The sequence below is a fragment of the Rickettsia monacensis genome, from assembly GCF_000499665.2.
Lineage (GTDB): Bacteria > Pseudomonadota > Alphaproteobacteria > Rickettsiales > Rickettsiaceae > Rickettsia > Rickettsia tamurae.
In genome coordinates this window covers 210,139-225,055 of record NZ_LN794217.1, presented here as the reverse complement: position 1 = coordinate 225,055, position 14,917 = coordinate 210,139, and the positions used below count along the sequence as shown (strand labels likewise).

Genomic DNA, 14,917 nt, shown 5'->3' with positions numbered 1-14,917 from the left:
CTCAGTTTCCAGGCGCATCCAAATGACTTCTCTCATAATTTTCATGACGCTCTTGAGCTTCAATACATAATGCAGCAATAGGTCGTGCTTCTAATCTTTTTATACCTATTGGGTCGCCTGTTTCTTCACAGTAACCATATTCCCCATTTTTAATACGTGATAATGCTTCTTCTATTTTACTCATTAATTTACAATATCTATTTCTACTACGAAGCTCAAAAGCTCTTTCTGTTTCATGAGTAGCACAATCGTTAAGATCGGATTCTTTTAAATTTTCTTCCTTTAAATGATCTAAAGTCTCTTGAGATTCCTTTAATAAATCCTCTTTCCATCTTAAAAGTTTTTGTCTAAAATATTCTAGGTGATTAGGACACATATATTCTTCATCTTTAGAAGGTTTATATCCCATAGGTAATTTAGGTGTTTCTAACATATTAATATCTCAATATTAGCTTTAATATATTATGTTTATAAGGTTTTTAAAATAATATAATATATAACTTAAAATTAACGCAAGAAGATTATGAATATTAATATATTTTATTTTTTAATTGGATATGCGGTAGTATATACAGCCTCTAAATGCTTTATACTTGTTTTAGTATAATTTTGTGTAGTAGATAAACTTTTATGACCTAATAGCTCTTGAATAGAGCGCAAATCTGCACCATGCTCAAGCAAATGTGAAGCAAAACTATGTCTAAATGAATGAGCAGTTAAATGCTGCGGTAAACCATAAAAATGCTTTAATTTAATTAATTCACGATTAAATACCGGTGGCTGCAATTTCTTACCCTGCTTTCCTCTAAATATCGGTTCATTATCCCCTAGCTTATACGGCAATATTTCTAAATATTTGGTAATTAAATTTTTAGTAATCGGTAACCACGGAATTATTCTTTCTTTACTACCTTTACCTATTATTCTTATAAATTCTAGATTTTGTAGATGAAGTTTCGTAATTGATAATGCCTCCGATATACGTAGACCTGAAGCATATATAAGAACAAGTAGGGCTTTATTTCTAAGTTCTACCCACTTAACATTCCCATATTCTTCAATATGTTCAAGTGATATTACTACATCATCCTCCGATAAAGCTTTTGGTAACAATTTAGTTTTTTTAGGAGATTTTATAGAAAAAATTATATGACTATTTAATTGTGTTGTTTTCTCTAAAAACCTATAAAAATTTTTTACTGCAGATAAACCACGTGAAATTGAAGAAGTGGTAAAATTATCACAGTTACGTTTTGCAAGCCAACTTCGGATTAATCTTATATCTGCGGTTTTAATATGATTTATCGTTACAAGCTCTGAATTATAATAATTCATAAACTCAAGGAAATGCTTAAGGTCATTATTATAAGAAATTACTGTATGATTAGAGTAATTTCTTTGCAAAACGAGGTATTTTTGCCACTTATTTATTAATTCTTGAATTGATATATCTAACATTTATAAAAACTTAACTATTTTCAATATTATTCTTAATGCTAACAATTATTGACTCATAATTTTATAAATGTTAGCATGAATTGAGGGTTTATGTTTACATATACGTAACCTATAAAACACAAAAAATTTTTTAAGTAAAAAATTTAATTTATTTTAGGAGAATGAATAATGTTAAATAATACACAATTTTTAGATTTAATGAAATCCTATTATGAATCCGGAATTTTATATGAGTTCTATGAAAAATATCCCTAGTGTAGATCTTTCATCTATCACAAATACAATGCAAAGAGCTATGAATATTCTTTTAACAACTAACCAAATTGCTACAGAAAGCATGCAATCTTTGCTTAAGAAAAATTCCGAGATTATACAAAATAATGTTAATACTATTTTGAATACTACTAAAGAAGCAGCAAATTCTAAAGATTTCAAACAAGCTAGTAAATGTCATCAAAAATGTTTAAAATCTATTTATGAAACATCTATGGATAATTCTAAGGAATTAGCAAGTATTGCTTATGAGTCTTCAACCAAAATATTAGAAGCCGCAAATAAGCATATTGCCGAGAATGTTCATCATGCTTCTAATAATATGCAGAATATGGCAGAACAAGTACAAAAAAACTTCAATAAGAAATCTGCTTAATTTTCAACGTCATTGCGAACGACTGAAGGCATTGTTGCATGGATCGAAAAATGCGTTTGATGTCATTCCTGCGAAAGCGGGAATCCAGAAAAAAGCGAAATTATTTGAGCTTTTAATATAAAAAATTAAATATATTTATATCTTTTATTACTAGATTCCTGCTTTCGCAGGAATGACATCGTGGAAATCTCCTCTCAGTTGCTCGCCTTTCTGTTTAGCCAATTTTGTAAATAAGACTCTGCTAGTTCTTGATCTTCTATAACAATCACATTTTCAGCATTACGTTTATCGGCAGCAGCCGTGAAATTAAACGAACCGGTTATTACTTTCTTTTTATCGATAATTATAACTTTATTATGAGCGATTCCGGGTACTTTATCTATACCTACATCAATTTTTGCTCGTTGTAATTTGTGTAATTTAGAAAATTTTTGCTTTAAATTACTACGATCAAGTAATATTCTAACTTTTACTCCTCGCATCTGTGCATTAATAAGTGCAGTAGTAATTAACGCATCGCTCATACCGTATGCCTGCATATAAATAGATTCTTCAGCTTTATCTATCTGATTGGCTATAAACTTTAGTACAACCGGCAGGCGGAGTTAACTTTACTTCTTGAAAGCTCTGAAATATTGTAATGCTTTATTTGAGGTGCAGATAAAGCTAATGATTTTTGATTTATTAGATTAGTAAAATAATCCGGATTCTGTCCATAAATACCTAAAGCAACTCCCAAGATAAAGGCAATAGATATTTCTATAAATTTATTATTTTTTCTCTTCATGACTTATTTATATTTTAGGCGTTATCTGCATGGTTTGCATTCCGCTATGTCATACCGTGGCTTGACCACGGTATCCATAAAAAAATAAAGAAGAAGACTGGATACCGCGATCAAGTCGCGGTATGACAATAAAAAGATCCAACACCTATCTTCTTACATAACTTCCCGGTGCTTCTTCAATAGCCTTTAGATTCTGATAATCTAAAGAATCTACTAGCTTATTATCATTATTTTTTATAAGCCAATCAAGCCAATAATTCCACCATGAGCCTTCATATTCCGTAGGCTTTATAAGCCACTCATGACTACTTAAACTTAAGTCGTCATTTAAAGCCGATAATTATATTTAGCAATCGCAGGAGGATTAACTACACCTGCTACATGCCCTGAATCCGTGAAACAAAAAATCTTATGTCCGTTTAATAATTTTACTCCATCATATATTGAACGCCATGGAGCTATATGATCTTCTTTTGCGGCTACAAAAAAAGAGTTACAATCAACTTTTCCAAGATCTATTTTTGTTCCGAGCGCCTCTAAATTATGAGACTCTTTTAGCAAGTTATTGCAATATGTATTTTGTAAATATTCCTCATACATTTTTGCCGGCAAGTTAGTAGAATCCGCATTCCAATATAGTAAATCAAAAGGCATCGGTTTTTTACCGAGTAAATAATTATTGACAAAAAATGTCCAAATTAAATCATTAGCCCTTAGCAAACTAAAACTATTTGATAAATACTGCCCATCAAAATAGCCTTTTAGTTTTATATCTTCCTTAATGTAGTTAATCGTAGCTTCATTAAAAAATATTCCAAGCTCATCGGGATGAGTATAATCAAGCAAAGTAGTAAAGAAAGTAGCACTATGAACGGAATCTATTTTCTTTGCTTTGAAGTATGCGATAATTATAGCAAGGAATGTACCTCCCATGCAATATCCGACAAAATCAATTTTTTAAAAACCAAGATTTCTCACATACTCAAAAGGTGCTAAAATACCGTCTTTTAAGTAATCCTCGAAGCCTTTTTCCGATAGAGAGATATCAGGGTTAACCCATGAAATAAGAAAAACTTGAAAATTATTTTCTACCAAAAAAGATACTAAAGAATTATGCGGAGATAAATCGAGTATATAATATTTATTTATGCATGGCGGAATAATAAATATCGGAATCTTATGAACTTTCTTTTTCGGTTCATAGCATATTAATTGCATTAAATCATTTTGAAATATGACTTTTCCTTTTGTTGCAGCAATATTCTTACCGAGTTTAAAAGCAGATTTATCAGTAGTTTTGATATTTAATATATCACCGGAACTTTTTATATCTCTTAAGAAATTTTCTAATCCCTGTACTAGATTTTGACCGCCGCTTTCTAATGTCTCACGTAAAACTTTTGGATTACAAAAAGCAAAATTTGAAGGTGAAAAAGCATCGATAAAATGTTTAGTTACAAACTCTAAATGTTGCTTGAGATCATTTGATAGCTCATACTGTTCTATATTCTTCTTAAGCCACTCACTAGATAGTAAATAATATTGTTTAACAAAGTCAAAATAAGCATTATCCTCCCATGAAGAATCTTTAAATCTTTTATCTCTATTATCCGGAGAAAATACAGCTTTTGCCGGACTACCGACAAATTTTGCAAAGCTACTTGCTGTAAGCTCTCTTAACTTATCAATATATTCAATATTAAGCAAAATTTTTCAGGATTTACCCAAAACTGTTCTACCATTAAAGAAGCTATAATTCTGTTTTTATCACTATCAATTAGGCTCCTAGGGATCATACTCCCCCTACCTTGCATGAAATGTAAAATAAGCTCTTGATATTTTTTTGAAATTATTAATTATCGTCTCGTTCGGGAATGTTATACATGTTTAGTTCCAAGATACTTCTAAAAAGTTAACAATTAATATAAACGTAGACGAAGTTTAATTTGGAAAAAGCAAGGCGTTTTATATTTTTTGATCCTCACGTACATACTATGTACGTGAGGATCAAAAAATATAAAACAACGACGCCAATTTTTCAAATTAAACGAGTATACCTTATGTCATTAAACTATTCCATATACTATCAACCTTGTCGATAACTTCCTGACTCATTTCTATTTTTTTACCCCATTTTCTATTTGTCTCAGGGTATATTTTATCGGTTGCATCTATTCCCATTTTACTACCAAGCCCTGAATCAGGTGATGCAAAATCCAAATAATCTATCGGGGAATTATCTATGAAGCTCGTATCACGCCTTGGATCACTTCTTGTTGCTATTGCCCAAATTACTTCTTGCCAATTACGAACATCAATATCGTCATCTACAACGATAATAAATTTACTATACATAAATTGCCGTAAGTAAGACCAAATCCCAAGCATTATTCTTTTAGCATGACCGGGATAGGATTTTTTAATCGATACTACTGCAACTCTATATGAACAACCTTCAGGTGGAAGCCAAAAATCGACTATTTCCGGAAATTGTTGCTGCAAGATAGGAATAAAAATTTCATTTAATGCTTCACCTAAGATTGACGGCTCATCAGGCGGTTTTCCAGTATAAGTACTTAAATATATGGGATTTTTCTTCATCGTTATTGCCGTTACGGTAAATACCGGAAACTCCTCAACATCATTATAATATCCGGTGTGATCTCCAAAAGGACCTTCAGGCAAATACTCCTCTAAACTTACATAGCCTTCCAGCACTATTTCACTATGTGCAGGTACTTTGAGGTCAATAGTTTTGCATTGCACCAGCTCTACTTTTTCATTACCGAGTAAACCTGCAAAATGATACTCTGAGATATTCTCAGGTATCGGCGTAACCGCTGCCAAAGTTACCGCCGGATTTGCCCCAATAACGATAACAGCAGGAAACGGTTCTTTTTTTGCTTCTTTCCAACGTTTATGATGCTCTGCTCCACCTCGTAACTTTAACCAACGCATCAATAGCTTATTTTCTGAAATAACCTGCATTCTATATATGCCAAGGTTGTAATTATCGATTTTATCTTTTGTTGGTCCTTTAGTAACTACTATCCCCCAAGTAATTAAAGGCGAAATATCATCAGGCCAACATCTTTGAATCGGCAATATATTGATATTCGGTTTGTCAATGACGATTTCATGAAAAGCTGCTTTTGATACGGTTTTAGGAGACATAGCAAATATACGCTTAGCTAGCGGTAGCATTGACAATGTTTCTTTAAAAGATGCGGGAGGTTGCGGCTGTTTAAGGAATGCTAGTAAAATACCAAGCTCTCTTAATTCTTTGGGTGACTTAAGTTTAAGCCCCATACAAATACGATTTATACTAGCATAAAGATTAGTTAGAATAGGTATGTCGGACTTAATGCCGTCGGCTTTTATAACATTTTCAAAAAGTAATGCAGGTCCGCCTTGTGCTAATACTCTTCTACTAATTTCAGTAATTTCTAGGTCAGTTTTAACTTCAACAGAAATACGCTTTAACTCACCGTTTTTTTCTAAAAATTTTAAAAACTCCGGTAAATCTTTAAAGCTCATAGTTCTATTTTTTTGTTTATAATGTGCGGCTTATTTTATAGTCATTGCGAGCAAGGCGTAGGCTGCATGGCAATCTCATCAAATATCATGAGATTGCTTCGTCAATTACTTCGTAATTTCCTCGCAATGACGATACGGTATGACTCGATGGGTTTCCCTACTTACTAAAATTAGCCTTTACCTGGATATCATTCTGAATAATTGTGTAGTTAATTAGTTCGTCAATTACAGAATTTTTAATATTATATATTATATTTTTTTCTGAATTGACATGAATATTTTTAGCCGTTAATTCATCTATACTTCTAGATTTAATATGTGCAAAATATACTTCATCACCTACTTGGAATACAGGCGTATTACTTCCTATTTTAGTATTAAAAATTGATAATAATATTTCAGGAGCTAGTGTTAAATCATTTTCCATTTCGGATCTAATATAATTTTTTTTGCTTATTTTTATTCCGTTAGCTTTAAGCTCTTTTATATTCTCTTGCTCTGAATTATATTCCTTTGCTAAATCCTTGATAATCTTTAAGTTTACATCTGCGATATTCTGCTTTATCCAAACTTTATTTACCTGTTCTTTAATAGCATCAAATTCAGGTATTTTTGCTGGCTGAATAGATTTTAATTCTACCAATATAAGATAGCTTTTATCTTCTGCTTCTATAGGATAAGATAATTCTCCTTCCGAAAGCTCAAAAATACTATCGGCATTTTCGGCAATTATTTTATCTTCAATAAGTTCTGCATAACTGACATAGTTAATGTTTTGTATCGGTAGCTTATATTTTTCGGCAATTTCAACTAAGCTAGAACCAGCTGCCGTCTCATCTTCCAGCTTTTTAGCAAACTCCATATTAAGTATGTCGATTTTTTGAGCCTTTAATAAATCATGTAATTGTTTTTGTACCGATTCAAAACTTTGATTCCCAAACTCATCTTTATTTTCATTATAAAATTCTAACAACTCATCTTGAGTAACTGAGACTTTTAAATCCTTAATATTAGCTTTAATATAAGAAAAGCTGCGTTTCTCAGGTACCTCAAACGAGGTTTTATTATCTTGGTAAAAATCCTTTAATTGCTGATCGGTAGGAGTAGGGATTTGTAAATCTTTTGGTTTATTTTGTAAATCTATTTGTATTAATTCTACCTCTCTTTTTTCAGCCATATAATCTACTATATTGTCAATCATAGCTTTAGGAACATAGAAACTTTCTACAAAAGTACCGACAAAAATATTTTTTAGAGCTTTTTCTTTGAAGTTTAATAAATATTTTTCTTCATCCATATAAGAATTTCTAAAATAAGTTTTAAAAATTTTTATATCGAAAACACCTTGCTCATTTTTAAAAACCGGTGATTCTTTAACTAAAATTTTAACTGTATCATCACTTAGATCTAAGTCATAATAGCTAACTAGATAATCTAAGACATTATCATAAACAAGCCTTTTTAGGATTCGGTTATCAATATTTAACTGTGCTATTTCTTCATCGGTTAAACTTGTTCCCGTTTGCTTACTTATAGCATTAATTTCTAAAGATTTTGCTCTCAAAAAATCTTCCTGGGAGATATTTTTCACATGAGAAAAAGTAACAATATCACCGCTTCTTCTTCCGTTTAATACATCTTTAATACCAAAGCCGACAAAAGCAAAAGCTATCATTGCGAATAAAACCCGCATTATAAAACTATCGGCAGTTTTTCTAATATTATCTAACATAATTTTTTATTTAAGATCCTCAGTGTCATCCCGTGGTCAAGCCACGGGATGACACCAAGCATATTAGAAGTTCACACGAACTTTTACACTACCTTGCTGAGCGAAATACTTACTTCCGATATTTGTATCGTAGTTAATACCGTATTCCATCATTTTGTGCTTAGCAGTAATACCAACGCCGACATTAAAGCTTGTTTTGCTTTGCTTAAAGCTGTTGGTTGGGAAAGGAGCAGTCATACCTTGTAATCTTGCATCAATCGCCGGAACTTTATTCTTGAATGCATAATCAACCATTGCGTAAAGCTCAGGTGTTAGCACTACTTCACCTACATTGATATTACTTGATACTTTAGCACCGAGTAAACCGTCGAAAGTGTTATAGTTCTTGCCTTTAACGGTAAGATTTTGGTAAGTAGTACCCGTTTCTTTATAGCCCTTATCTTTGATAGTCGAATATCTAAGCCCAGCTAGCGGTGTTAAGTTAATGTTCTCAGGCATTGCATAAGTATAACCAGCCATTAACTGACCTGTATAGCTTTCGGATTTATACTTACCGTTTGCAGTTTGATAAGCAGTAGTCGCTAATGCCGTTGCAATAACACGTCTTGATTTGCTTCTTATCTTATTATCCGAATAAGATGCTATAGCTTCAACGAAAAGATTTTCATAAGGTACATTATATAAACCGTATACGGAATAGATGTTACTCTCTACCTTATTATCGCCCGTCTTATTATTTTTCAGTTTGATATCAGTATCGGCTCTTGTATATGCAAGCCCGAGTGCTAGATCATCGTTAACTAAGCCGTCAAAACCTATAGTGCCACCAGTTGTATCAGACTTATAACCGCTTATATTGTTACGCATCTTCTGCGTTGCATTACCGACAAACGGACTTATCCATGCACCAAACTTAGCATCTCTGTCCTCATCACCGGCAGCTACAGCAACCGGCTGTATTGCATCCATTCTAGCATTTAGATTAATTAAGCTACTTGAGATATTACTTAGTATAACTTGATTATTAATAGCAGTTATAGTATCGCTAGGTTTTACAACGTCTTGCATGAGGTGAGTTACAGCATCTGCTTCTTGGATTGGAGTCAGTTTTCCCCAGTTACCGAAAGCTAAACGTGCATCCGAACCGATTTGTGCTTGCTCCATTAACTCAAGCGATTTCTTTACATTTGCAGCATTTGGGATATTTGTAAGTGGCCCGCCCGGTTTGAAGTTGTTATCTATCACTTCTTGAGATACATCCTTCGCAAATAGCGTTAAAGTTGATGCATCAAAAGTAAAGTTGACAAAGCGGTTGTCATTATTAACGGTTACTTTAACATTATCTGCGGGAGTAGGCTTTAAACCGCCTGCTGTTTCTGCAGATATTACCGTATATTTGGTATTTGGATCTATATTATTAATGTCGAAATTAGTAGCAGTAACAACAAGTGCTAAAGTTGAAACACCTGATAAATCAAGAGTACTGCCTGATTTAATTAAGATATTACCGCCTGACTTAGCTGCTCCGTCAAAAGTAGTATTTAAGGTTAGCATATCGGTAAAGCTACCGGTGCCGGTATATGTTACTTGATTTGCACCTAAAGTAAGTGTAGTACCGCTACCTGTTATATTACTATTAAAGGCTAGGCTATTGCCGAAATTAATAGTAGCACCGTTAGCTGCAAAGCTGGTAGCCGTTACATTTTTAGCAAAATTAGTGATAGAACCTTTGGCTAAAGTAACAGCACCTGTATTAGTAAATGTATCGGCAAAACTTGTAGTACCGCTGAGCGTCGCCGTACCTTTTGCGTTAACACTGCTTGCAAAACTTGTAGCACCTGCTGTTGTGATATCACCAACCGAATTAGCCGCAGTCCCTACAACACCACTAACACTGCCACCATTTGTGAAGTTTAGCTTCAGAGCCTGACCGCCGGTTTTATTTATGCTGCCTGTTAAGTTAAAGTTTGCAGGTAATGTTAAGAGTGCAGTACCGTTACCTTGGATCTCGGTGATGCTAGTATTACCGCCTTTGATTATGCTTACAGCTCCTGCACCGACTTTTAACATAGCAATCCCGTTTACACTATTAAGATTACTTGCACCTAAAGCTATTAACGTACCGTTAGTACCACCGGTATTTTGGACTGCTCCCGCAACATTTACATTGTTATTTAATGTTACCGTACCGTTTTTTGCATTAAAATCTAAGAAACCGCCAATATTACCGGTTTGAGTTAACTGAACGGCATCATTAATTAATGTTACATTCGCCGTAGTAGCTCCAAGCTCTAGCACCCCTGTAGTATCAAGCTCTATATTTGCTGTATTAAAAGTGATACCTACTGTACCCAAATTTCCTGCTCCTTGAAATTTTATAGCTTGTAACCTCTTAGCTCTACCGAATGTAACCCCTCCGTCTATTGTTAATTTTCTTCCTGCGTTTACGGAATTTAAGGTTACTATACCTTCATCATCATTATTAGGATCTATATCTGCACCTAATGTGATTGTACGGTCATTTGCATTTGAACTATTTTGTAATACTAACTCTGCATCTGCATGGGCAAATTCAATATTTGCTGCCGGTACATTTAAATCACCGCCATTTGCATCAATCCTATAAGTAGCATTGTTTATTTGTATAGCATCAGCATTAAATGCTGTACTACTAGTAAAATCTGCATTATCGTTAATAACCAAGTCATGTATACCTAAATTTACATCGTCGGTTATTGTAACCACATGATTAATAAATAAATTTTCAAATTTATTACCGCCTGCATTACCAATATTTCTAACAGTACCTGCTACATTACTTCCGATATTCAGTCCATTAACCCCACCATCAAAGATTAACTGACCTTCATTGGCACCAGGTGCCGCTAAATCAGCTGCTAATAATATATTATTTACTCCGCCTCCGGTTAGGTTAGAAAGAGTTAAAATAGAATTTGCATCTTCAAAAACAATCGCTTGACCATTTAATATGGTAACATCACCGGCACTTGCATCAAATGCAAAATTATTATCGGCTTTAATATTGATTGTTGCGATTGTTCCCGCAGTTGCATCATATGCTATAAGTAACTTTGTATTAACATTTAATGTAGCATTATTACCGTTTACTATAGCTCCTTTAAACCCATAAGTAATTATGTTACCACCACCATCAAGAGGACCGTTAAACTCTAACGTACTGCCTGCTCCAAAATTTATATTATTTGTAATTAAGTTTCCTCCGGCTTGTAATGTTATTCCTGCTCCTACACTTAACTCTGCTAATGAGTTTGTATTACCTATATTCCCGGTTACCGTACTTGCTCCGGTAAATGTTGCTACACCGTTACCAGCATTACCAGTATTATCTATCGCTCCGGTCACTACTACAGGATTCGTAAATGTCACTGCTGACGCATTATTCGTTAAGTTTATTGCATTCGCTTTTACTACTCCACCTTGTATTTGTAGCAAACCTGCTCCTACACTTAACTCTGCTAATGAGTTTGTATTACCTATATTCCCGGTTACCGTACTTGCTCCGGTAAATGTTGCTACACCGTTACCAGCATTACCAATATTATCTATCGCTCCGGTCACTACTACAGGATTCGTAAATGTCACTGCTGACGCATTATTCGTTAAGTTTATTGCATTCGCTTTTACTACTCCACCTTGTATTTGTAGCAAACCTGCTCCTACACTTAACTCTGCTAATGAGTTTGTATTACCTATATTCCCGGTTACCGTACTTGCTCCGGTAAATGTTGCTACACCGTTACCAGCATTACCAATATTATCTATCGCTCCGGTCACTACTACAGGATTCGTAAATGTCACTGCTGACGCATTATTCGTTAAGTTTATTGCATTCGCTTTTACTACTCCACCTTGTACTTGTAGCAAACCTACTCCTACACTTAACTCTGCTAATGAGTTTGTATTACCTATATTCCCGGTTACCGTACTTGCTCCGGTAAATGTTGCTACACCGTTACCAGCATTACCAATATTATCTATCGCTCCGGTCACTACTACAGGATTCGTAAATGTCACTGCTGACGCATTATTCGTTAAGTTTATTGCATTCGCTTTTACTACTCCACCTTGTACTTGTAGCAAACCTGCTCCTACACTTAACTCTGCTAATGAGTTTGTATTACCTATATTCCCGGTTACTTGACTCAATGCACCATTTAAATTTAAGACACCTACATTATCACCGCCTGTGGTGTTATCAATAGCACCTGTTAATACTGCATTTGCATTTGTAAGGGTTAATACCGACGCAGCATTTGTTAAGTTTATTGCATTCGCTTTTACTACTCCACCTTGTATTTGTAGCAAACCTGCTCCTACACTTAACTCTGCTAATGAGTTTGTATTACCTATATTCCCGGTTACCGTACTTGCTCCGGTAAATGTTGCTACACCGTTACCAGCATTACCAATATTATCTATCGCTCCGGTCACTACTACAGGATTCGTAAATGTCACTGCTGACGCATTATTCGTTAAGTTTATTGCATTCGCTTTTACTACTCCACCTTGTATTTGTAGCAAACCTGCTCCTACACTTAACTCTGCTAATGAGTTTGTATTACCTATATTCCCGGTTACCGTACTTGCTCCGGTAAATGTTGCTACACCGTTACCAGCATTACCAATATTATCTATCGCTCCGGTCACTACTACAGGATTCGTAAATGTCACTGCTGACGCATTATTCGTTAAGTTTATTGCATTCGCTTTTACTACTCCACCTTGTACTTGTAGCAAACCTACTCCTACACTTAACTCTGCTAATGAGTTTGTATTACCTATATTCCCGGTTACCGTACTTGCTCCGGTAAATGTTGCTACACCGTTACCAGCATTACCAATATTATCTATCGCTCCGGTCACTACTACAGGATTCGTAAATGTCACTGCTGACGCATTATTCGTTAAGTTTATTGCATTCGCTTTTACTACTCCACCTTGTATTTGTAGCAAACCTGCTCCTACACTTAACTCTGCTAATGAGTTTGTATTACCTATATTCCCGGTTACCGTACTTGCTCCGGTAAATGTTGCTACACCGTTACCAGCATTACCAGTATTATCTATCGCTCCGGTCACTACTACAGGATTCGTAAATGTCACTGCTGACGCATTATTCGTTAAGTTTATTGCATTCGCTTTTACTACTCCACCTTGTATTTGTAGCAAACCTGCTCCTACACTTAACTCTGCTAATGAGTTTGTATTACCTATATTCCCGGTTACTTGACTCAATGCACCATTTAAATTTAAGACACCTACATTATCACCGCCTGTGGTGTTATCAATAGCACCTGTTAATACTGCATTTGCATTTGTAAGGGTTAATACCGACGCAGCATTTGTTAAGTTAGTCGTAGTGGCTTTAATAACCGCCCCTCCAAGAGAAAGGGTACTTGCCCCAACGCTTATTTGAGCTGCTGGATTAACATTACCTATTGTTCCGTTAATGGCAGTATCTGTATTGGCAGTTATTATACCTCCTCCATCTATATTTCCTGTAAGTGTTATCTTTGCCGGAGTTGCAGATTGCATAATTAGTTCAGCATTCGCTCCCCCTAAAGTTATATTTCCTAAACCCGTATAAGTATCAGCAAAAGCACCAACACCATGACGTGGAACAAACGCAGCAGTACCGGTTAAAGTTAAACTTTTGCCGGCAGTAATATTAACAGGCAACAAGTTATGATCTGTAACAATAGAACCGACGCTGGTATTTTCAGCAATCTTTAGGCCTATAGGATTAGTAGCCGCAACATTTATAGCCGTAATAATACGACCGACTTTATCTGCAGTGATAATATGACGACCACCGTAAGTAAATGCCTTATTGTCTTGAGGACCGTTAACAGAAGTACCATTAGCTACTCCTCCAGCCGTTATCTTATTCCAATTACCGGCAGCAGCAAGATCACTAAATGCTGCATCATTAATAGAAATAACACCCGCAGCAACACCCAACGCCCCGCTACTACTCAGCATTAATGCTGCGGTTGAGGTGGTGAATAAAGCGGTTTTAAGACCTTTTTGAATTGCCTTTTGAAATAATTTTGGAGAAATATTCGCCATATGTAAACCTTAATAAAAATTAAATAACTTATAAAGTGTTATAATTTAATACAATTTTTTAAATATGTCTATGTATAATTAATAATTTAGATGATATTTTTACAAATTTAGTATGAATATGTGGCATTTGTATAGATTATATGTCATTCGTTGCCTGCGTGGACCGGCCTTCGTCATTACGAGCAGACCTTGTTGCGTGGACCGAATCGTCATTGCGAGCGAACGTAGAGAGCGTGGCAATCTCGTCAAATATCCTGAGATTGCTTCGTCAATTACTTCGTAATTTTCTCGCAATGACGACTCGGTAGTATCCACACAGGCAATACCTCTTGCAATGACGATTAGTATCCGTACTCTCTCTCCCTAACACCTTAATAACATCATCTTCTTTAAAAGGTAATTTTGGATGAGTTTCATCAATTAAAAACTCATAATCATAACCCATTAAACTTATAGCAATTTTAAATGTTGAGCATGGAGCATAACGAGACTCGCAATTACCTTCCCGTTTAATAAATTTATCATTTTCTTTAACTAAAAAACAATCCGCTTGAGTTATAAAAGGTACAGTAAGTGATATTAGGGCAGTTAGGTGTAAAATAATTTTTTTCATATAATTAAAATTCCAAATAAATGAATAAGT

General features: G+C 34.5%; 8 protein-coding genes and 2 pseudogenes. 1 reads left to right on the top strand and 9 read right to left on the bottom strand.

Annotation, left to right across the window (positions count from 1 at the left end; translation table 11 throughout):
* Position 1: 1 nt before the first annotated feature.
* Together dksA and RMONA_RS01055 are read right to left on the bottom strand one after the other, a co-directional pair.
* Positions 2–433 (bottom strand): RNA polymerase-binding protein DksA, encoded by a 432-nt coding sequence (gene dksA, locus RMONA_RS01060; RefSeq protein WP_023507256.1) that lies wholly within the window; start codon positions 431–433, stop codon positions 2–4.
* 107 nt (positions 434–540) lie between these two features.
* Positions 541–1,458 (bottom strand): tyrosine recombinase XerC, encoded by a 918-nt coding sequence (locus RMONA_RS01055; RefSeq protein ID WP_023507255.1) that lies wholly within the window; start codon positions 1,456–1,458, stop codon positions 541–543.
* Positions 1,459–1,626: 168 nt separating this feature from the next.
* Between RMONA_RS01055 and RMONA_RS01050 the strand changes: the two are divergent.
* Positions 1,627–2,107, top strand: a pseudogene (locus tag RMONA_RS01050) (phasin family protein).
* Positions 2,108–2,301: 194 nt separating this feature from the next.
* On the opposite strand, the pseudogene pld reads toward RMONA_RS01050, so the two are convergent.
* The 7 genes and pseudogenes from pld to RMONA_RS01015 all read right to left on the bottom strand — a co-directional run bounded on the left by pld (position 2,302) and on the right by RMONA_RS01015 (position 14,887).
* Positions 2,302–2,894, bottom strand: a pseudogene (pld, locus tag RMONA_RS01045) (phospholipase D).
* A 327-nt stretch (positions 2,895–3,221) separates the two neighbouring features.
* On the bottom strand, positions 3,222–3,827 hold the full coding sequence (locus RMONA_RS01040; protein WP_023507253.1) for an alpha/beta fold hydrolase: 606 nt from the start codon (positions 3,825–3,827) through the stop codon (positions 3,222–3,224).
* Between the two features lie 24 nt (positions 3,828–3,851).
* Positions 3,852–4,601, bottom strand: coding sequence for a Poly-beta-hydroxybutyrate polymerase, N-terminal domain only (locus tag RMONA_RS01035; protein ID WP_023507252.1), 750 nt, complete (start codon positions 4,599–4,601; stop codon positions 3,852–3,854).
* Between the two features lie 351 nt (positions 4,602–4,952).
* Positions 4,953–6,431 (bottom strand): UbiD family decarboxylase, encoded by a 1,479-nt coding sequence (locus RMONA_RS01030; protein WP_023507250.1) that lies wholly within the window; start codon positions 6,429–6,431, stop codon positions 4,953–4,955.
* A 157-nt stretch (positions 6,432–6,588) separates the two neighbouring features.
* Positions 6,589–8,163 carry a SurA N-terminal domain-containing protein gene (locus tag RMONA_RS01025; RefSeq protein WP_023507249.1) on the bottom strand — a complete coding sequence of 525 codons (1,575 nt, stop codon included), beginning with the start codon at positions 8,161–8,163 and terminating at the stop codon, positions 6,589–6,591.
* A gap of 63 nt (positions 8,164–8,226) precedes the next feature.
* A complete protein-coding gene (locus RMONA_RS01020) occupies positions 8,227–14,274 on the bottom strand; it encodes an autotransporter outer membrane beta-barrel domain-containing protein (protein WP_046058377.1) in 6,048 nt (2,015 codons plus the stop codon).
* A gap of 268 nt (positions 14,275–14,542) precedes the next feature.
* Positions 14,543–14,887, bottom strand: a complete 345-nt coding sequence (locus tag RMONA_RS01015) for a penicillin-binding transpeptidase domain-containing protein (RefSeq protein ID WP_023507247.1) — start codon at positions 14,885–14,887, stop codon at positions 14,543–14,545.
* Between the last annotated feature and the right edge of the window lie 30 nt (positions 14,888–14,917).